At 74.4% G+C, this 18416-nt stretch carries 16 protein-coding genes and 2 pseudogenes; 11 read left to right on the top strand and 7 right to left on the bottom strand.

Annotated elements, in window-relative coordinates:
- Positions 1 to 22: 22 nt before the first annotated feature.
- Both BIV23_RS06505 and BIV23_RS06510 read right to left on the bottom strand, forming a co-directional pair.
- Positions 23 to 583 (bottom strand): annotated as a pseudogene (locus BIV23_RS06505) (MarR family winged helix-turn-helix transcriptional regulator); the annotation flags it as partial.
- A gap of 278 nt (positions 584 to 861) precedes the next feature.
- A complete protein-coding gene (locus BIV23_RS06510) occupies positions 862 to 2547 on the bottom strand; it encodes an FUSC family protein (protein WP_071379783.1) in 1686 nt (561 codons plus the stop codon).
- A gap of 167 nt (positions 2548 to 2714) precedes the next feature.
- On the opposite strand from BIV23_RS06510, the gene BIV23_RS06515 reads away from it, so the two are divergent.
- The 4 genes from BIV23_RS06515 to BIV23_RS06530 all read left to right on the top strand — a co-directional run bounded on the left by BIV23_RS06515 (position 2715) and on the right by BIV23_RS06530 (position 6196).
- Positions 2715 to 3272: a DUF5134 domain-containing protein gene (locus tag BIV23_RS06515; RefSeq protein ID WP_071379905.1), complete on the top strand. Its 558-nt coding sequence runs from the start codon at positions 2715 to 2717 to the stop codon at positions 3270 to 3272.
- A 96-nt stretch (positions 3273 to 3368) separates the two neighbouring features.
- Positions 3369 to 4304 carry a M56 family metallopeptidase gene (locus tag BIV23_RS06520; protein WP_071379784.1) on the top strand — a complete coding sequence of 312 codons (936 nt, stop codon included), beginning with the start codon at positions 3369 to 3371 and terminating at the stop codon, positions 4302 to 4304.
- 291 nt (positions 4305 to 4595) lie between these two features.
- Positions 4596 to 5288: an HAD family hydrolase gene (locus BIV23_RS06525; protein ID WP_071379906.1), complete on the top strand. Its 693-nt coding sequence runs from the start codon at positions 4596 to 4598 to the stop codon at positions 5286 to 5288.
- A gap of 239 nt (positions 5289 to 5527) precedes the next feature.
- Positions 5528 to 6196: a TetR/AcrR family transcriptional regulator gene (locus BIV23_RS06530; RefSeq protein ID WP_071379785.1), complete on the top strand. Its 669-nt coding sequence runs from the start codon at positions 5528 to 5530 to the stop codon at positions 6194 to 6196.
- A gap of 13 nt (positions 6197 to 6209) precedes the next feature.
- On the opposite strand, the gene BIV23_RS06535 is transcribed toward BIV23_RS06530, so the two are convergent.
- Entirely contained in the window at positions 6210 to 6956 is a 747-nt protein-coding gene (locus tag BIV23_RS06535; RefSeq protein ID WP_425443466.1) for a DUF6214 family protein, read from the bottom strand.
- A gap of 139 nt (positions 6957 to 7095) precedes the next feature.
- Between BIV23_RS06535 and BIV23_RS06540 the strand changes: the two genes are divergently transcribed.
- Positions 7096 to 8433 (top strand): FAD-dependent oxidoreductase, encoded by a 1338-nt coding sequence (locus tag BIV23_RS06540; RefSeq protein ID WP_071379786.1) that lies wholly within the window; start codon positions 7096 to 7098, stop codon positions 8431 to 8433.
- 145 nt (positions 8434 to 8578) lie between these two features.
- The gene (locus tag BIV23_RS06545; protein ID WP_071379787.1) at positions 8579 to 9952 is read left to right on the top strand and encodes a nucleobase:cation symporter-2 family protein; all 1374 of its coding nucleotides are present in this window, start codon (positions 8579 to 8581) and stop codon (positions 9950 to 9952) included.
- Here BIV23_RS06545 and BIV23_RS06550 read toward each other — a convergent pair.
- Complete coding sequence (locus BIV23_RS06550; RefSeq protein ID WP_245790396.1) at positions 9920 to 10297, bottom strand: ArsR/SmtB family transcription factor; 378 nt, start codon at positions 10295 to 10297, stop codon at positions 9920 to 9922. The genes BIV23_RS06545 and BIV23_RS06550 overlap by 33 nt on opposite strands.
- A gap of 120 nt (positions 10298 to 10417) precedes the next feature.
- On the opposite strand from BIV23_RS06550, the gene BIV23_RS06555 reads away from it, so the two are divergent.
- The 3 genes and pseudogenes from BIV23_RS06555 (at position 10418) to BIV23_RS50160 (ending at position 12503) form a co-directional block, all read left to right on the top strand.
- Complete coding sequence (locus tag BIV23_RS06555) at positions 10418 to 11497, top strand: NADH:flavin oxidoreductase/NADH oxidase (RefSeq protein ID WP_071379909.1); 1080 nt, start codon at positions 10418 to 10420, stop codon at positions 11495 to 11497.
- 212 nt (positions 11498 to 11709) lie between these two features.
- Positions 11710 to 12193 (top strand): annotated as a pseudogene (locus BIV23_RS51580) (ATP-dependent helicase); the annotation flags it as partial.
- Positions 12156 to 12503 (top strand): hypothetical protein, encoded by a 348-nt coding sequence (locus BIV23_RS50160; protein ID WP_071379788.1) that lies wholly within the window; start codon positions 12156 to 12158, stop codon positions 12501 to 12503. The pseudogene BIV23_RS51580 and the gene BIV23_RS50160, both read left to right, overlap by 38 nt.
- On the opposite strand, the gene BIV23_RS50165 is transcribed toward BIV23_RS50160, so the two are convergent.
- Together BIV23_RS50165 and BIV23_RS06570 are read right to left on the bottom strand one after the other, a co-directional pair.
- Positions 12500 to 12910: a DUF6221 family protein gene (locus BIV23_RS50165; RefSeq protein ID WP_071379789.1), complete on the bottom strand. Its 411-nt coding sequence runs from the start codon at positions 12908 to 12910 to the stop codon at positions 12500 to 12502. The genes BIV23_RS50160 and BIV23_RS50165 overlap by 4 nt on opposite strands.
- Positions 12907 to 13665, bottom strand: a complete 759-nt coding sequence (locus tag BIV23_RS06570; RefSeq protein ID WP_071379790.1) for a PaaX family transcriptional regulator C-terminal domain-containing protein — start codon at positions 13663 to 13665, stop codon at positions 12907 to 12909. Before BIV23_RS06570 ends, BIV23_RS50165 begins: the two co-directional genes overlap by 4 nt.
- A 72-nt stretch (positions 13666 to 13737) precedes the next feature.
- Here BIV23_RS06570 and BIV23_RS06575 point away from each other — a divergent pair, with 72 nt between their 5' ends.
- Together BIV23_RS06575 and BIV23_RS06580 are read left to right on the top strand one after the other, a co-directional pair.
- Positions 13738 to 15417: an acyl-CoA dehydrogenase family protein gene (locus tag BIV23_RS06575; protein ID WP_071379791.1), complete on the top strand. Its 1680-nt coding sequence runs from the start codon at positions 13738 to 13740 to the stop codon at positions 15415 to 15417.
- A 147-nt stretch (positions 15418 to 15564) separates the two neighbouring features.
- Positions 15565 to 17559, top strand: coding sequence for a PBS lyase (locus tag BIV23_RS06580; protein WP_071379792.1), 1995 nt, complete (start codon positions 15565 to 15567; stop codon positions 17557 to 17559).
- A gap of 69 nt (positions 17560 to 17628) precedes the next feature.
- Here BIV23_RS06580 and BIV23_RS06585 read toward each other — a convergent pair whose 3' ends face one another.
- Entirely contained in the window at positions 17629 to 18219 is a 591-nt protein-coding gene (locus BIV23_RS06585; protein ID WP_071379793.1) for an Rv1733c family protein, read from the bottom strand.
- Positions 18220 to 18416 lie beyond the last annotated feature (197 nt).

Genomic DNA, 18416 nt, shown 5'->3' on the forward strand with positions numbered 1-18416 from the left:
CCCGCGCTTCCTAAAACACGGCCTAGGCGCGCAGCGCCCCCATCCGTCCCTCCAGACGGCCGAGCAACTCGCCCAGCAGACCGGCGAGTTCGCCTTGGCCCTCGGGGGCGAGTACCGACAGTACGGCGGTCTCGTAGGCGAGTTGCTCGGGCAGGATGCCGTCGACCAGCTCGCGGCCGGTGTCGGTGAGCCGGAGGTGGGCGACGCGGCGGTCACGGGTGTCGCCGCGCCGCTCGACCAGCCCGCGCTCGGTCAGCTGCTTGAGCCGCTTGGTGACGGCGGCGCCGGAGGAGAAGGTCTCGCGGGCCAGCTCGCCCGGCGTCAGCTCGTGGCCGGTGCGGCGCAGCGCGCCGAGCAGATCGAACTCCGGGCGGCTGAGCCCGGCCCGGCGCAGGGGCGCGTCCTCGGCCTGCTGGAGCAGGGCCGCACAGCGGTTGATCCGCCCGATGACCTCCATGGGCCCGGTGTCCAGCTCGGGATGCACCGCCCGCCACTGCCGGACGACGGCGGCAACGGTGTCACCGGGCGAGACACCGGAACCGGGGCCCGGGCCGGGACCGGCACCACCGCCGGTGCCCGTACCGGTACCGGTGCCACTACCGGTGCCGGTGGATGTGCCGGACCCGACGTCAGCCCCGACCCCCGCCCGGGACTCGGCCTCAGCCCTGCTCCCGGCCTCGGACCCGGTCCCGGTGTCGGTCCCACTCCCGGCCGCAGATCCGGAGACGGCGCCGGGAGCCGGGCCGGAGCCCGTGCCGGTCCGCTCCGCTCCCCCGTTCCGTCTCGTCTCCGCTCCGGCGCCCGTGCCCGCCTCCGCCCCGGTCGTGTCGTCCGCGGGTGCCGGTCCGCCGTTGCTCGCCGTCATGGCCGTATGTCCTCCGTCGCCCGGCCCGGGTTCTGCCTCCGGCCCCGGGCCTGCTCCTCGTCCTGCCCCGGTACGTACCCCTGACGTCGTACCGTCGCCGCGAGCGTACGGTGTCCGGACTGCTCGGCGAGCACGACCCGCTCCTCGGGCAGGGCGCGCTGCCACCATTCGCCGGCGGCGGCGTCGGCTGTGGCGCGCAGGTCGGCGAGGGCGGCGGCGAGGGCACGGCGGGCGCTCTCCAGGGCGCGGGGCGCCGGATGCGGTTCGGCCAGCAGCCGGGCGGCGTGCTCGCGGGCGCGTTCCGCCGTGGTCAGGGCGTGTTCGAGGCGGTCGCCCGCACGCCGGTTGGTGACGACGACCGCCGCGCCGAAGCCGACCAGCGCGCCGACGAGGGTGTCCAGGGCCCGCTCGGTCATCAGCCGCCCCGGGTCCTGGCTGCGGGCGAACTCGGTGACGAGCAGCGCCATCGGGGTCACACAGACACTGCCGAGCCAGTAGTTGCGGCCCATCAGCGCCTCGGCGCCGAAGCTGAGGGCGAGGCAGCACAGCACCAGGGCGGCCGGGTGGAGATGGGCGAGCGGGGCGAGGGCCGCGAAGGCGAGCACGCCGACGAGGTTGCCGACGACGCGCTGGACGGCTCGCTTCCAGGTGAGCGTGACGTTCGCCTGATAGAGGGAGGCCGCCGTGACCAGGGCCCAGTAGGGACGGCCGACGCCGAGCGCGAGGGCGGCGTAGCTGGCGAGGGCGCAGCCGATCGCGGTGCGTGCGGCGATCGGCGCGTACGGGGCGAGGCGGTGCCGCAACGACCGTGGCCGCAGGGCGAGTTCGTCGTCCACGCCGAGGAGTTCGTCGGCGGATTCGCGGGGCGGCGCGACCCGCGGCACCCGGCCGGTGCCACCCAGGTCCCGGGCCCAGGCGCGCAGTCGGGCGGGGTCGCTGTCGGCGGGGGCGGCGAGGGCGACCTCGGCGCGCACCACGAGCTGCTCGAGGGCGCGGCGGGCCCGGTCGGGGCGTGCGGCGAGCAGGGACTGCCAGGCGGCGTGGATCGCGGCGGCGCTCGCCGCGCGGGCCGTGACCCGCCCGTCGCCGGTGCCGTCCGTGGCGGCGTACGCGGCTGCGGCGTTCAGGGCCTGGGCGGTGGCGCGCCGTTCGGGGCCGTGCGGGCGCAGCAGCCCTGGCGCCATGCCGACCAGCCAGGCCCAGGCGCCCGCCGCCAGGGCCAGTGCGACGTGTCCGGGGACCTGGCCGAGGGTCTGCGGGGCGAACAGCGAGGCGGAGCTGATGAAGGTGAGGACCACGTTGGCGGGCGGCCCGAGCCGGGTCGCGTCGCACGCGGTCTTCTGCACGGCGGCCATGACGGCGCCGATGGTGACCAGGACGACGGCGTTCGTGGTGAGCGACGCCGCGAGCAGCGCGACGGCGAGGCCGCCGACCATACCGGCCACCACCCAGGCGAGGACGCGGGCGCGGGCGGCGTAGGGCCGGTTGTGGCCGTAGAGCGCGCACAGGGATCCGGCCATCGTGTACATGGCGAGATCAAGGCGGCCGAGCGCCAGCAGGATCAGGTTGGGCGGGGCGATGGCGGCGACCACGCTCAGTGCGGGCTTGAACCAGATGTCGGAGGGCCGCCCGAGGCGGAGCACTCCGGAGAAGGGAAGTCGGCGAGGGGGCGCATTGCTCATACCCTCTAATTTAGCATGTGTTTTACTCGTGAAGCATTTATTCGCCGGACCCCCGCTCACCTGCTGTGCTCCGTCGAATGCTCCCCGTGTACACCCTTGCGCTCGCGTGCGCCCCGTTCGGCCGGGGCATCGCATCCCTCGACCGAGCGTCGAGCGGGGAGGTGCGCGTGCACGGACCGGTACCGGCCGCCTGGCTGCTGGTCGCGCTGTGCGCGGCGACGGGGGTCTACTGCCTGCTGCGGATGCGCAGCGGAGTCGAGGAGCAGCGCCGCTCCGCCGGCGGCGAGGCGCTGATGGGCTTCGGCATGGCCGTGATGGCCGTACCGGCCGCGGCCTACACCCCGCCGAGGTGGGCGTGGCCGGCGTACGCGGCGGTGTTCGGGGCGGCGGCCCTGCGCGCACTGTGGGCCGCCCGCACAGCGCCGCACCATCTGCACCACCTGGTGGGCACGTTCGCGATGGTCTACATGGCGGCGGCGATGGCCGTCGCGCCGCCCGCCGCGCACCATGTGCACGGCGGCTCCGGCGTGCCGGTGCTGACCGGCGCGCTCCTGGTCTACTTCACGGGGTACGTACTCCGCACCGGCTCCCGCCTGGTGCCGGCCACGGTCGCCGCGGCCGGACCGGGATCCGGACCGGCTCGCTGGGGAGACCGACCGGAGCTGGCCCGGGCCTGCCGGTTGTCGATGGGGATCGGGATGGTGGCCATGCTGCTCACGATGTGAGCGAGCAAGCCGGCGGACCCGACGGGAGCGTTGTCTGCGTCACTTCGGCGTCACGGCCCGTACGGTGAGCGGCCCCGCACTCATAGGGTGCTGTCCATGATGGTCCCCGTGGCACTGTTGCTGCTCGGCGCCGTGACCGCCATCGTCGCTCCCCGGCTGCTCGCCCGGGCCGACTGGGCGGACCGTGAACCGGTCGTCGCCCTCTGGGTGTGGCAGTGCGTCGTGGTGGCCGTCCTGCTGTGCTGCGCACTGTCGATGACCCTCAGTGCGGCCGCGGCCTGGGGGGCCGTGCGCGGGAACGTGTTCGCCCCGGCGCCGCGCGCGGTCGTGGACGCCTACGCGCTCGGCGCCGCCGGGCCGTGGGCCGCGACCACCGCCGTGCTGCTCGCCTCCGGAGGCCTGTGGAGCCTCGCGATGTTGGTGCGCGAGATCGTACGGTCCCGGACGCGACGGCGGGCACGGCGTACCGAACTCCTCGTGCGTGCACCGCTGTTGCCCGGCGAGGAGCAGGTGGGCGGACGGCTGGTGGTGCTGGAGGCCGAGCGTCCCGACGCCTGGTGGCTGCCCGGCGCCGCGCCCCGGCTCGTCATCACCACGGCCGCGCTGCGCCGCCTGAAGGGGCGTCAGCTGGACGCGCTGCTCGCGCACGAGCAGGGTCACGCGCAGGCCCGGCACGACTGGCTGCTGCACAGTTCGGCCGCGCTGGCGGGCGGGTTCCCGCAGGTGCCGGTGTTCGCCGCGTTCCGCGACGAGATGCACCGGCTGGTCGAGCTCGCCGCCGACGACATGGCCTCCCGGCGCTTCGGCCGGCTGACGACCGCTCTGGCCCTGGTCGAACTGAACGAGGAGCGCGGCGTGTTCGGCCCCTCCCCCACCCCGCAGGCCCATGTCCCGCAGCGCGTGCACCGCCTGCTCACCGCCCCGGACCGGCTCCCCGCCCTGCACCGGCTCCGCCTGACGGCGCTGGCCGCGCTGGTGCCGGTGCTCCCGGTACTGGTGGCCCTCGTACCGGGGCTGCGCGCACTGGGCTGAGTCACCGCGGAGCCGCCGTAGGTGCCGTCACGGAGTCGCCGCAGAGCCGCGGGCATCCGGCCACGACCCCCGCCGACCGGCGTACATCACACGATGCGCCCCACGCGTCCCCGCCCCCATCCCCCGTCGCGTACGGCGCGCTTCGCGGCGCTCCTCGCCGTCTGCCGCACGCTCGTGCTGGGCAGCCGGCTGTTCGGGGCGTCGGCGGTGGCTTCGGCCGTGCCGGTGCACGAGTGGATCGGGCCGGTCGGCTCAACTCCCCTGGACACCAACCTCGATAAGGTCAACGGCATGACCGCTGTGCTGTTCGACTTCTCCGGGACCCTGTTCCGGATCGAGTCCGCCGAATCCTGGCTGCGCGCGACGCTGGACGCGTCGGGGCGCGACCTTCCCGAACCGCAACTACTGGAGACCGCACGGGCGCTGGAAGCATCCGGCGCGCATCCGGGCAGCGGTGTGGAGCCGGTCGGCCTGCCGGCCGAACTGGCCGCGTTGTGGGCGGCGCGGGACGAGAGCGCGCGGCTGCACCGGGCCGCCTTCACCGGCGCGGCCCGACAAGTGCCGCTGCTTTGGCCGGAGTTGTACGACGTCCTTTACGAGCGGCACATGGCCCCCGCCGCCTGGTCCCCGTACCCGGACGCGGCCGAGGTGCTGAGCACGCTGCGCGAGCGCGGGATCGGGGTCGGCGTGGTCAGCAACATCGGCTGGGACCTGCGCCCGGTATTCCGCCATCACGGGCTCGACGCACACGTGGACGCGTATGCCCTGTCGTACGAACACGGGGTGCAGAAGCCGGACCCGCGGCTGTTCTCGGTGGCCTGCGCGGCCCTGGGCGCCGATCCGCGGCAGGTGGTGATGGTCGGCGACAGCAAGGAGGCGGACGGGGGTGCGGCCGCGCTCGGCTGCCGGGTGCACTTCGTCGACCATCTGCCGGTGACGGACCGGCCCGACGCACTGCTGCCGGTGCTGGACCTCGTGGACTGAGGGCACTTCCGGTCACGCTGCGGCCCAAGTGGCCCTCTGGCCCCGGGACACCGAGGCGCGGCCGTCCGAGCAGGGTATTGACGGCCGTGGAGAGCAATGGCTAGCTGACGCACCGTCCGTCTGAGACGATCCCCCGCGTCGCCCCAGACGGACGGCAGCCCTGGACCGGTCCCACCCATGGCGGGGCCACCCGCGTTGAGTATAGTTGGCTGGCAGCCAGTCAACGCAGGAGTTACAGGATGTCCCCGCGAAGCGCCTCGGTCAATGAAGAGTTGCGACGGCGTTCCCGGGAACGGCTGTTGCAGGCGGCGGTGGAGATGGTCGACGAGCACGGCTTCGAGGCCGCCACGCTGAGCGACATCGCGGACCGGGCCGGTTCGGCGCGCGGCCTGGTGTCGTACTACTTCCCCGGCAAGCGCCAACTGGTGCAGTCCGCCGTGCACCGGCTGATGCACCGCACGCTGGAGGAGGCGCTGGAGCGCGAGCCGCACACCGAGGACGGCAGGGAGCGGCTGGCCCGGGCCATCGACGCCATCCTGGGCCTGACCCGCGATCACCCCGTGCTCATGCGCCAGCACATGGCCGGCCTGCTGCAGGCGGAGGGCTTCGTGCAGTGCCCGGAGCAGCAGCGGCTGGGCGAACTGCTGGGGGACACCGTCGCCCGGTACGGCTCCGAGGACGTCCCGGCCGACTATCCGAAGCTGCGGGCCCTGTTGATGGGAGCGGTGTACGCGGCACTGATGCCGGGAGCGCCGATGCCGCTGCCGGTGCTGCGCGCCGAGCTGTTCCAGCGGTACGGGCTCGACTGGTCGATGGGGGTGCCGCCGGAGAGCGCGACGGACTCCGGGGCGCGGGCGCAGGATCTGTCCCGGTTCTTCGCCACGGAGGCCCGGCCGGAGCAGGGCTGAGGGCCAACCGCCCTCAACCGCGGCGCGCGTGACGGGCCGTCAGGAATCCCGCGTCCCGCGCCTGGGCGATCAGTTTGAGGGAGCGGCGACGACTGCGCCCGGTCGCGGTCATCACGGCGAGCACCGGATCGGCGCCCTCCTCCTGCGCGGCGCGGTACTCCTGGGCCGCGCGCCGACACCCCTCGACACCGCGCGGCCAGGGCGACCGCTCACGTCGAGCCGTTGCGCAGACACCAACCGCTTCCCCACCGTCCTCGCCACTCACACCGCCCTCGCCGCCCTCGGCCCTCCCGTTTGCCTCACCACCCTCGCTCGCCGTGGTGTTCACACCCACCTCGTACGACTCCTCCGCCACACGAGCACCCTCCTGGGCGACCCAGTCGGACGCCCCCTCGACCACTTCCGCCTCCACACCCGCACCCGCCCCCTCACCCTCGTCCGCCCGTCGGTCCGCCGTGTCCGCCGCCACCCCGCACGCCCCGGAGAGCGGCCCCTTGAGCCAGTCCGCGAGGGCTGTCAGGTCGGCGAGGGACAGGGCCGGTTCGGCCTGGACGTCCTCGATGGACACGCGTCCCTCGCGGGCGACGGCCAGCGCGTCGACACGGGCGCCGTCGGGAAAGGCCAGCCGGACGTGGAACCAGGACAGGGTGCCGTCGCGTTCCCGCACCTCCCACGCGGGCCACACGGACACCGCACCGTCCTCCGGGTCCCGATCAGTCAGATTGAGGTCAGAAAGATCAAGAAAGGATGCTCCAGGCACGCATGCAACGTAACCGCATGATCACACTCCATACGAACGGACACGCGTCCACGTCACCCCGGCGGCCCCTGCCGTACCGGGCCCGGCAGTGCCATGCTGATGACGTCCGCACACTCTCCTTCCCTCGAGGAGTTCCGCTGTGCTGCGTGTCGCCGTCGTCGGTTCGGGCCCGAGCGGGTGCTACACCGCCCAGAGCCTGGTTCAGCGGGATCCCGGGGTCCACGTGGACGTCCTGGACCGGCTGCCGTGCCCGTACGGCCTGGTCCGGTACGGCGTCGCCCCGGACCACGAGAAGATCAAGTCGCTCCAGGGCGCCCTCGCGGCGGTGCTCGAACACGAGCGGGTGCGATTCCTCGGCGGGGTCCGGGTGGGCGGTCCGGGCGGGCTGCCGGTGCAGCGGCTGCGGGAGCTGTACCACGCGGTGGTGTACTGCGTGGGCGCCGCCGGTGACCGCCACCTCGGGATCCCCGGCGAGGAACTGCCGGGCAGTTGGTCGGCGACCGACTTCGTGGCCTGGTACAGCGCACATCCGGACGCGGTCGACGCGGGCTTTCTGCACGGTGTGCGCTCGGCCGTGGTCATCGGCGTGGGCAACGTGGCGGTGGACGTCGCGCGGATGCTGGTCCGGGGCGCCGCGGAGCTGAACCCGACGGACATTCCGCAGGCGGCTCTCGACACGCTGACGGAGAGCAGGCTCGGCGAGGTGCACGTGGTGGGGCGGCGCGGCCCCGCGCAGGCCCGCTTCACCACCAAGGAGCTGCGCGAGCTGGGCGGCCTGCCCGACACCGAAGTGACCGTGCGGGCAGACGAGTTGGCGCTGGAGCCGAGCGACCCCGGCACGCTGCCCGGGGTGTCGCGGCGCAATCTGGAGGTGCTGCGCGGCTGGGCGGAGCCCGCGCCGGAGCCGGCCGCACGGCGGATCGGCCTGCGTTTCTTCCTGCGGCCGGTGGAACTCCTCGCGGGCGAGGGAGGCCGGGTGGGCGCCGTGCGCTTCGAGCGGACGGCACCGGACGGGCAGGGCGGGGTGACGGGCACGGGCCGGTACGAGGAGGTGTCGGCCCAGTTGGTGCTGCGGTCGGTGGGCTATCGCGGAGTGCGGCTGGACGGGCTGCCGTTCGACCCGGTGAGCGGCACCGTGCCGCACGAGGCGGGCCGGATCGTGCGGGGCGGCGCGCCCGCTCCCGGCGAGTACGCCGCGGGGTGGATCAAGCGCGGCCCAACAGGTGTCATCGGCACCAACCGGCCCTGCGCGAAGGAGACGGCCGCCTCGCTGCTCGCGGACGCGCCCACGCTGCTCGGCAGGGAGGTGCCCGGGGATCCGGTGCCGGCGCTGCGGGCGGCCGGGTTCGATCCCGTGCCGTGGCCGGGCTGGCTGGCGATCCAGCGGGCCGAGGCCGCGCTCGGCGCGCGGCTCGGGCGGAGCGTGGTCAAGCTGGCCGACTGGGACGCGCTGCGCACGGCGGCCGGCACCGCGTAGCCCGGCCTGCTCCGCTGTGCCGCGACGGCGGGGGCCGGAGGTGACACACACCGGCAACAGACCGGAAATCAACAAACTGTTCAAGACGCTTACGGTCTCCTCCTGTTCGGATGTCACTCCCCACCCGCCGCTCGCTGGAGTCCCCATGACCACCACCGCAGAGGTGCACCCCGTCGACGAGATACCGCCGGTACGGCAGCTGGCCGCCTTCGGGTTGCAGCACGTGCTCGCGATGTACGCGGGCGCCGTCGCCGTACCGCTGATCGTGGGCGGCGCGATGAAGCTGTCGCCCGCCGACCTGGCGTACCTGATCACCGCCGATCTGCTGGTGTGCGGCATCGCCACGCTGATCCAGTGCGTCGGCCTCTGGCGGTTCGGGGTACGGCTGCCGATCATGCAGGGCTGTACGTTCGCGGCCGTGTCACCGATGGTGCTCATCGGGACGACGAACGGCGGACTGCCCGCGATCTACGGCGCGGTGATCGTCGCGGGGCTGGCGATCATGTTGCTCGCGCCGGTCTTCGGCAGGCTGCTGCGCTTCTTCCCGCCGCTGGTGACCGGCACGGTGATCCTGATCATCGGGGTCTCGCTGCTGCCGGTGGCGGGCGACTGGGCCGCCGGCGGCGCCGGGGCGAAGGACTTCGGCGAGCCGAGGAACCTGGCGCTGGCGGCCTTCGTGCTGGCGGTGGTGCTCGGCGTGCAGCGGTTCGCGCCGGCCTTCCTCGCCCGGATCGCCGTGCTGATCGGTATCGCGGTGGGCCTGGCGGTCGCGGTGCCGTTCGGGTTCACCCGCTTCGGCGGGGTCGCGGACGCCGACTGGGTCGGCATCAGCGCGCCGTTCCACTTCGGGACGCCGGTGTTCCATGTGTCCGCGATCGTGTCGATGCTGGTGGTGGCACTGGTCAGCATGACCGAGACGACCGGTGACCTGATCGCCGTCGGTGAGCTGACCGGGCGGAAGGTCGAGCCGCGATCGCTGGCCGACGGGCTGCGCGCGGACGGGCTGTCGACCGTGCTCGGCGGGGTGTTCAACACCTTTCCGTACACGGCGTACGCGCAGAACGTGGGTCTGGTCGGCATGACCCGGGTGCGCAGCCGCTGGGTGGTCGCGGCGGCCGGCGGGATCCTGGTGCTGCTCGGCCTGCTGCCCAAGCTGGGCGCGGTGGTCGCGGCGATCCCGGCGCCGGTGCTGGGCGGCGCCGGTCTGGTGATGTTCGGCACGGTCGCGGCGAGCGGGCTGCGGACGCTGGCCCGGGTGGACTTCCGGGGCAACGACAACCTGACCGTGGTGGCCGTCTCGGTCGCGATCGGCATGCTGCCGGTGGGGGTGCCCACGGTCTACGAGCGGTTCCCGGACTGGTTCCAGACGGTGATGAACAGCGGCATCAGCGCGGGCTGCCTGTCCGCGATCGTGCTGAACCTGCTCTTCAACCACCGTACGGCGAGGGCGGGTTCGGGCGCAGGCGACTCGGCGGGGGAGCCGGATTCAGGCGCCGCCGCCGAGCCGGCGGATCTGTAGCTCGGTGGCGGCGAGCAGGCGGTCGAGCAGCCCGGGAAAGAGGTCGTCGAGATCGTCCCGGCGCAGGACGTTCATCTTGGCCGTGCCCCGGTAGACCTGCCGGATGACCCCGCTCTCACGCAGCACCCGGAAGTGGTGCGTGGTGGTGGACTTGGTCACCGGCAGGTCGAACTGCGAGCAGCTCAGCTCGCCCTCACCGGCGGAGAGTTCACGGAAGATCCGCAGCCGGATCGGGTCGGCGAGCGCGTGCAGCACGGTCTCCAGTCGGATCTCGTCCCGCTCCGGGTGCGGCAGGGCGCGGCCGGTGGCGGCGGTGTCGGTCACGGCGGAGCCCTTTCGTCCCATGATCCCTGCAGGTCCTTGCCCCTCGACCATTGTACGAGACTCATCATAGTTTGACATCTCTCGTAGTACGAGGGTTATCGTACGAGTCGACCAACGGTCCCGTGACGAATGGAGTCCGTCGTGAGCGCGCTCTTCGAGCCCTTCACCCTGCGCGAAGTCACCATCCCCAACCGGGTGTGGATGCCCCCGATGTGCCAGTACTCGGCCGACCCGGAGGGACCGCTCACCGGCGCCCCGAACGACTGGCACTTCGCGCACTACGGGGCCCGCGCCACGGGCGGCACCGGCCTGATCATCGTCGAGGCCACCGCCGTCTCGCCGACGGGCCGGATCTCCCCCTACGACCTCGGCCTGTGGAACGACACCCAGGTGGAGGCCTTCCGCCGGATCACCCGCTTCCTGACCGCCCAGGGCTCGGTACCCGGCGTCCAGCTGGCCCACGGCGGCCGCAAGGCCTCCACCGACCGGCCCTGGAAGGGCGGCGCGCCGGTCGGACCGGAGGCGCACGGCTGGCAGCCGGTCGCACCGAGCGCGGTGGCCTTCGACGAACGGCACCCCGTGCCCACCGAATTGACGATGGATCAGATCGCCGAGATCGTGGGTGAGTTCGCCACCGCCGCGCGTCGCGCGCTCGACGCGGGCTTCGAGGTCGCCGAGATCCACGGCGCCCACGGCTACCTCGTCAACGAGTTCCTCTCGCCGCACTCCAACCGCCGCACCGACGCCTACGGCGGCTCGTACGAGAACCGCACCCGCTTCGCCCTCGAAGTCGTCGACGCCGTACGCGAGGTGTGGCCCGAGGACAAGCCGGTGTTCTTCCGCATCTCGGCCACCGACTGGCTCCAGGACGGCGGCTGGACCACGGAGGACACCGTGCGCTTCGCCCGCGACCTGCACGCCCACGGCGTGGACCTCCTCGACGTCTCCACGGGCGGCAACGCCTCCGGCGTGACCATCCCGGTCGAGCCGGGCTACCAGGTGCCGTTCGCCGCCCGGGTGAAGGCCGAGACGCCGCTGCCCGTCGCCGCCGTGGGCCTGATCACCGAGGTGGGGCAGGCCGAGAAGATCCTGACGAACGGCGAGGCCGACGCCGTCCTGCTCGGCCGCGAGCTGCTGCGCAGCCCCTCGTGGGCCCGGCAGGCGGCGCGCGAGCTGGGCGCCGAGACCCGGGTGCCGGTGCAGTACCACCGGTCGGTCTGAGCCCGGCGGTGCGCCGCCGGTCCGCCGGCGCACCGCCCGGTCGAAGTCGATCACCGCGTCGAAGTGGCCTGCACGGCGACGAGACCGCCGGTGCCCGCGCGCCGCGCACCGGCGTGGAAGACCACCACCGTCGGCACCCTGCCCCGGCGCACCTCTGTCCCCTCCAGGTCCGCACCGGCCGGTGGCAGGATGCGGGGGCGAGGGGAGAGCGGATGGGGCGCGGGGAACGGGAGGCGGTCGCGCGCGGCGCGGCTGTACGAGGCGGCACGGTCGCCGGGCTACGACCACGACAAGGCCGTCGAGGCGGCGCGGGCGGCGCTGAGGCCGATCGAGGACGCGGCGGTGGAGGAGGCGCTCGACGCCCTGCCCGTGGCCCGGCTCCAGGACGCCACCGGCGGACGGGTGCGGCTCGGCGAGGGGGACGACAGCGGGCTGCGCACGGTGCGTCAGGTGCTCGACGCCGGTCCCTACCGGTTGCGGCGGATCCCCGGAGCGGGCGAGCGGACCGCCGGCCAGTTCGTCGCGGCCGCGCGCCGGCTCGCCGACGCCGTACGGGAGACCGTCGCCGTACACCTCGGCGTCGACCGGCCGCAGCCGCGCACGACGGCGCTCGTGAGGGCGCTTCAGGTGCTGGTGGAGGCCGGGCCGGAGGCGCGGCGTGCCGTCGGCACGGCCGGCGTGCTCGCACAGCGCCTCGAATCTGAAGGCCCGCCTGTTCGACATCTACGCCCGCCGGAGCGCGCTCGCGGAGGCGACCCCGGACGCCGTCGACGTGTCGGACTCGGACCTGGGACGCCTGATCGTCGAGGAGGAGCAGATCCGGCTCGGCCTGGCGAACGGCGGACGGGGAGCCGAGGAGGCAACGGGAGCCAATGGCGGAGTCGGCAGCAGTGCCGAGGAGTTCCACGCCACGGGCGCCGACGACGACCTGGCGGGCGCCGCCCCTTCCCCGTGTCACGCCCGCACCCGCGAACGATCCCGGCGCGTACGGTCGGACGGGTCCTAGGGGCGCCAGAGGTCGTCGTATCCGGGATGCCCGGCGAAGGGCAGCGCGAGCAGGCGCAGGGTGGTGCAGGGCGGGCGGGGGTGCTCGCCCTCGCGGCAGGTGCGGCACCTGCCGTCGTCCCGCACCCGATGCTCCGCCAACAGCCCCCGCTTCGCGTGAAGTTCGCGCAGTACCCGGGCCGGATCATGCCGGGCCACGTGGGTCAGCAGCTTCACCGGATCCTCGGCGCCGAACTGCACCATCGGCGTGTGCGTGGACCCGCCGTCCCGGGACGTGAGCACCTGCTCGATCTCGTCCGCGACGACGCCCCAGACGGCGCCGGGGGCACCGGCGATCGCGTCGCGGGCCACCCGCTCCTCTTCCTCGAGCCGGTCCCGCAGGAACCTCTCCAGAGCCGTCGTCGTCATGCGGCGCGCTCTCTGCGGCCGACCGATGCGGACAGTTCCCGCTGGTAGTCGGCGTAGGCCGTGCGCAGGGCCTCCCCCGGCCAGTCGGCGGGCAGGAGCGCGGGCGGCAGGACGGGGTCGGCGAGCAGGTGGCGAACGGCCGCCGCGCAGGCCGTGAAGCGGTCCGCCGGGCCGCGGCCGGCCGCCGTGTGCGCGAGCAGCGTCCGCGCGGTGGCGGCCCAGGCGGCCAACGGCCAGAGCCGGGCCGCCAGTTCGGGGGTGGGGTCGTCGGGGCGGGCGGCGTACGTGAGGGCGACGCGGCGCAGCTCGGCCGGCAGCGGGCGGTCGAGGTTGGCCGGGCGCAGCCACACGCCCTCGCGGAGTTCGGCCAGGCGCAGGGCGGTCAACCGGGCGCGCAGGTCGGCGCGTTCCGCGGGACCGCGACCGGTCGCCGTGATCACCACCATCTCCCAGTCGCCGTCCCACGCACGCGTGCCGGGGCGCAGTGCCTCGTCCTGGCGGCGCTGGCGGGCCAGCAGCCGGTCGCTGAGCCGGTACACGCCGTCCGTGCGCCGCAGATCCCCGGCGGCCACCATCCGGCTGAGCGCGGCGCGCAGCGCGGAGCCGCCCACGCCGAACGGCTCCACCAGCCGGACCAGGTCCCTGACCGGCAGCTCTGGCGGGTGTGCGCCGAGCAGGAGGCTCAGCACGGCCGACCGCGCGGACAGCGGCCGCAGGTCCGCCTCCTCCGGCTCGGGCGGGACGTTCATGCGCATGGGCACGTACTCTACGTGCGCCCCCACTGTTGCGTCATTGCTACAGCCGCAGGAAGAGTGCAACATGACGTTATGGTCTCCATACCCGCAGAGCAGCGGCCGCAGTCTGCGGCTCAGCCGCCGTACGTCACGCACGACGTCACCAACCAGGCCCCGCCGCTGGCCCCGTACGACGCCTCCGACGACCGCGCCCTGCTGGAGGGGCTGCGCCGGGAGGGTGCCGGGTGGGCCGAGGAGGACCTCCGGCGGCTGGGGGCGCGCGCCGGGAGCGCGGAGGCGCAGGAGTGGGGCGAGCTGGCCAACCGGCACGAGCCCGAGCTGCGCACCCACGACCGCTACGGCCACCGGATCGACGAGGTCGACTTCCACCCCAGCTGGCACCACCTGATGCGCACGGCGGTCGCCGAGGGCCTGGCCGGCGCCCCGTGGGCGGACGAGCGGCCCGGCGCCCATGTGGCCCGCAGCGCGGGCGGGCTGGTCTGGGGGCACACGGAGGCCGGGCACGGCTGCCCGACGTCGATGACGTACGCCGCCGTCCCCGCCCTGCGCGCCCAGCCCGACCTCGCCAAGCTCTACGAACCGCTGCTCACCAGCCGGGAGTACGACCCGGAGCTGCGCGTGCCGGCCGAGAAGCCGGGTCTGCTCGCCGGTATGGGCATGACCGAGAAGCAGGGCGGCTCGGACGTCCGCACGAACACCACGACGGCCACGCCCACCGGCGAGCCGGGCGTGTACACCCTGCGCGGGCACAAGTGGTTCACGTCGGCGCCGATGTGCGACGTGTTCCTGGTGCTCGCGCAGGCCCCGGGCGGCCTGTCCTGCTTCCTGGTCCCGCGGATCCTGCCGGACGGCACCCGCAACACGTTCCGCATCCAGCGGCTGAAGGACAAGCTGGGCAACCGCTCCAACGCGTCCTCCGAGCCGGAGTTCGACCGGACGGTGGCCTGGCTGGTGGGGCCGGAGGGGCGCGGGGTGAAGACCATCATCGAGATGGTCAACTGCACCCGGCTGGACTGTGTGATGTCCACGGCGACCCTGATGCGCAAGACGCTGGTCGAGGCGGGCCATCACGCCCGGTACCGCAGCGCGTTCGGCGCCCGGCTCCTCGACCAGCCGCTGATGCGCAACGTCCTGGCCGATCTGGCGCTGGAGTCGGAGGCGGCGACGACGCTCACGCTGCGGCTGGCCGGCGCGGCCGACCGCGCGGTGCGCGGGGACGCCGGGGAGCGGTCCTTCCGGCGGATCGCCACCGCCGTGGGCAAGTACTGGGTCACCAAGCGCGGCCCCGCGTTCACCGCGGAGGCCCTGGAATGCCTGGGCGGCAACGGATACGTGGAGGACTCCGGCATGCCCCGGCACTACCGGGAGGCCCCGCTGCTGTCGATCTGGGAGGGCTCGGGCAACGTCAACGCGCTCGACGTGCTGCGCGCCCTCGGCCGCGAACCGGACTCCGCGCAGGCGCTGTTCGCCGAACTCGCCCTCGCGCGCGGGGCGGACGCCCGGCTCGACGCCACGGTGGCCGGGCTGAAGGACCAGTTGGCCGAGACCGACCAGGTGGGCGCCCGCCGGCTGGTCGAGCGGATGGCCCTCGCCCTGCAGGCCTCGCTGCTGGTCCGGTACGCCCCGCAGCCGGTCGCGGACGCCTTCTGCGCGAGCAGGCTGGGCGGCGACTGGGGGCACGCGTTCGGCACGCTGTCCGCCGGGACCGGCCTCGACGCGATCCTGGAACGGGCTCTGCCCGGCCTGAACTGACCCCTCCCTCCGGGCGAGTGCGGGCCACGCGCGCGTGTGGCCGGTGACAGCCGACGGATCGCACACAGTCAGGCCGTGACTGCGGACCGTTGTCAGTGCCGTGGTGCACACTCGCGATCAGGTGGCACTCGCCTGGGGGAGGACTACGTGTTCACGGGGATCGACGAGGTCGACTGGGCCTCGCTGCGGCACGCCCACGGCAGCGCGCGGGACGTGCCCGGATGGTTGCGGGCGCTGGCCTCCACGGACGACGCCGAGCGGGCGACCGCGCTCGACGGGATGTACGGCGCGCTGCGCCACGAGGACGGGGTGTACGACGCGACGCCGGCCTGCGTCCCCTTCCTGTTCTCGCTCGCGGCCCGCGCGGAAGTCCCGGACCGGGCCGGCATCGTGGAACTGCTGATCGGCGTCGGCACGAAGGCCGCGGACGGCGACACGCGCGCGTGGGACGCGGTGCGGGCGGGCGCGGAGGACTTCGTCCCGCTCGCCGCGGACCCGGACCCGGCGCTGCGCGCGGCGGCGGCCGGGGCCCTCGTGCGGTTCCTGACCGAGCCCGCGCGGACCCTGGAGGTGTTACGGCGGCGGCTGCGCGCCGAGCGGGACGACCGCGTCCTGCTCGCCCTCACCGAGGCGCTCGGCCTGTTCGCCCGCGGGCACCCCGCGCACGCCGCCGCAGCGGTGGACCTCCTGGCCGAGCTGAGCGCGCCGCCGCACGACGCGGGGCTGCGGCTGGCCGCCCTCGGACAGCTCGCGCTCGCCGCGCCCGACCGGCTTCCGGCCGGCCTGGTGCCGACGGCGGTCCGGCTGCTGCGGGAGCGGTCCGCGCGTCGCGCAGGCGCCGCCGAGCAGCCCGCGGCCGACACGCTCGTGGGGCGGCTGCGGCGACTGCGTCCCTCGGACGAGGAGGGGGCCCGTCTGCTGCGCACCCTGCACACCGCGCTCGGCGACCGCGTGGCGGACCGCAGCACCCTGCTGTCCGGGCAGTTGACCAGCGCGGACCCGGTGGACCGGTGCAACGCCGTCTGGCTGGCCGCGGCCCTGTTGCGCGGCTGGCGCGGCGACCACACGGCGACCGTGGCGCTGCTGGGCCGCCAACTGGGCGCGGAACAGGACCGGTTACGGGACGCGGCGGTCGCGGTCCTGGCGGAGCTGTTCGTGCTGGCGGCGCCCGCGGCCGACGCCCTGCACGCGCTGGTGTGCGCCCGGCCCGACCTGTGGACACACCGCTGGGAGCGCGGCTCCCCCGTGCTCGGCGGCCCGCTCAAGGCGCTGGCCAGGAGCGGCGATCCCCGCGCGGTCCCGGCCCTGGCCCGGCTCCTGGCGGGCCCGGCCGCGCCCATGGACCTGGGGTTCGAACTGGCCCACCTGGGCGCCGCCGCGGCCCCGCTCGCCCCGGCGGTACGGCACCGGCTCGGCCGGGTCCCCCTGTCCTCCCCGTCTGCCGCCCGGCTCGCCGCGCCGCTGCTGGCGGCGGTGCGAGCCGCGGGGGACGCGGAGGCGGTCCCGGAGGTGTTACGGCTGCTGTCGGACACCCCCGACGCCCTGGGGACACGGGACGCGCTCGCGCCTCAGGTGATCGCGACGCTCGAGACTCTGGGAGCCACGGCGCAGGCGGTCCCGCTTCTCCACGCGCTCCTGTCCACGCGCCACGCGGCCGCGGCGGCCGGGGCGCTCTGGTCGGCGCACGGGGACAGCGCCGCCGTACTCCCGGTCCTGCTGCGGGAGTTGACCGAGGGCGACCCGGCCGGCCGGTGCGTGGCCGCCCTCCGGCTGGGCAGACTCGGCCCGGCCGCACGGCCCGCCGTGCCCGCACTGCGCCGCGCCGCCCGGTCGGGCCGGACACGTCAGCGGACGTCGGCAGCGTGCGCGCTGTGGCACATCGCCGCGGATCCGGAGCCCGTGCTCCCCGTCTTCCGGGCGGCCTGGACGGACGACGTGCGCACCCGCGGCACGATCGCCCACTGCCTGACCACGATGGGCCCGGCCGCGTCCCCGCTACGGGACCTGGTCACGGCGGAACTGGCCGCCCCACGCCGCCATCTGGCCCGCGCGGGCACGTCCTGCCGCCGGGGCGTACCGAAGGACGAGGCACTGCTGCGCGCCTGCCGGGAGATGCTGATGGTGATGCAGCGAGTGATGTGACGGGCGGTGCAGGAGGTGTTGGGACGGGCGTTGCAGGGGGTGTTGTGGTGGCTGGAGTGGGTGTGGTGGTCAGACCATCCGCCCCCACTGCGGGCCGAGCCGTGCCCATTCGGTGTCCCAGGCGTTCATCCGGCGGCGCTCGAGCCGGCCGCGCAGGGCCAGGCCGCCGACGAAGGGCACCGCCGCGGCGCTCATGCCCACCAGCCCGCCGACGAGGGTGCCCCGCAAAGCGGCCTCGGAGGCGGAGGTGGGGCGGCCGACGAGACGGCCCTGGGGATCGGTCCAGACGGTGACCGGCGTACCGGCCTTGCTGCCGAACTCCACCCTGACCTGCCCGGTGTGAGCGGTGCCGTCGGCGACCGTCCAGCGCACCTCGGCCCACACCCGAGCCGCCGCGGCGGCGTGGCCGTGCGGGGGCGAGGTCTGCCCGGCGCGTCCGACGACACGGGCCACGACGGGCTGCCACTCGGCGCGCTCCCGGGCGAGTCCGTGCTCCACCGCCCCGGCGCCCGCGAGACCGGCCAGCACCCCGGCGACGACGGTCAGCAGCCAGGTCCCGAGCACCACCCAGGCCTCCACCACGTCGGCCCGGCGTTTGAGCGGGTTGCGCCGCCAGCGCCAGAGCCACACCTTGGGACCACGGAACGCCTTCAAAGGCATCCTCCTCACGAGCGCACCGACCGGCCGGACCGCCCTCCCATACGTGGGAGATCGCTCCGTTGCTCACGACGAGCCGTCTCCTCGACGGTCGCACGAGACACCCGGTTCGCGCAGGCACATGCCGGAACGCATCCGGCCGATCCTCGCCGCAGACCGACGACACCGCCGTGACCTGCGCCGACGCCCGGTCGGGGGGA

Origin of the sequence: Streptomyces monashensis, assembly GCF_001866665.1 — a bacterium.
Taxonomy (GTDB): Bacteria; Actinomycetota; Actinomycetes; order Streptomycetales; family Streptomycetaceae; genus Streptomyces; species Streptomyces monashensis.

Coding starts and splice junctions, on each gene's coding strand:
- BIV23_RS06530 (WP_071379785.1), top strand. CDS start 5,528: ATGTCCCCGCGAAGCGCCTCGGTCAATGAAGAGTTGCGACGGCGTTCC.
- BIV23_RS06545 (WP_071379787.1), top strand. CDS start 8,579: ATGACCACCACCGCAGAGGTGCACCCCGTCGACGAGATACCGCCGGTA.
- BIV23_RS06510 (WP_071379783.1), bottom strand. CDS start 2,547: ATGAGCAATGCGCCCCCTCGCCGACTTCCCTTCTCCGGAGTGCTCCGC.
- BIV23_RS06570 (WP_071379790.1), bottom strand. CDS start 13,665: ATGCGCATGAACGTCCCGCCCGAGCCGGAGGAGGCGGACCTGCGGCCG.
- BIV23_RS06550 (WP_245790396.1), bottom strand. CDS start 10,297: ATGGGACGAAAGGGCTCCGCCGTGACCGACACCGCCGCCACCGGCCGC.
- BIV23_RS06575 (WP_071379791.1), top strand. CDS start 13,738: ATGGTCTCCATACCCGCAGAGCAGCGGCCGCAGTCTGCGGCTCAGCCG.
- BIV23_RS06585 (WP_071379793.1), bottom strand. CDS start 18,219: ATGCCTTTGAAGGCGTTCCGTGGTCCCAAGGTGTGGCTCTGGCGCTGG.
- BIV23_RS50165 (WP_071379789.1), bottom strand. CDS start 12,910: ATGACGACGACGGCTCTGGAGAGGTTCCTGCGGGACCGGCTCGAGGAA.
- BIV23_RS06525 (WP_071379906.1), top strand. CDS start 4,596: ATGACCGCTGTGCTGTTCGACTTCTCCGGGACCCTGTTCCGGATCGAG.
- BIV23_RS06520 (WP_071379784.1), top strand. CDS start 3,369: ATGATGGTCCCCGTGGCACTGTTGCTGCTCGGCGCCGTGACCGCCATC.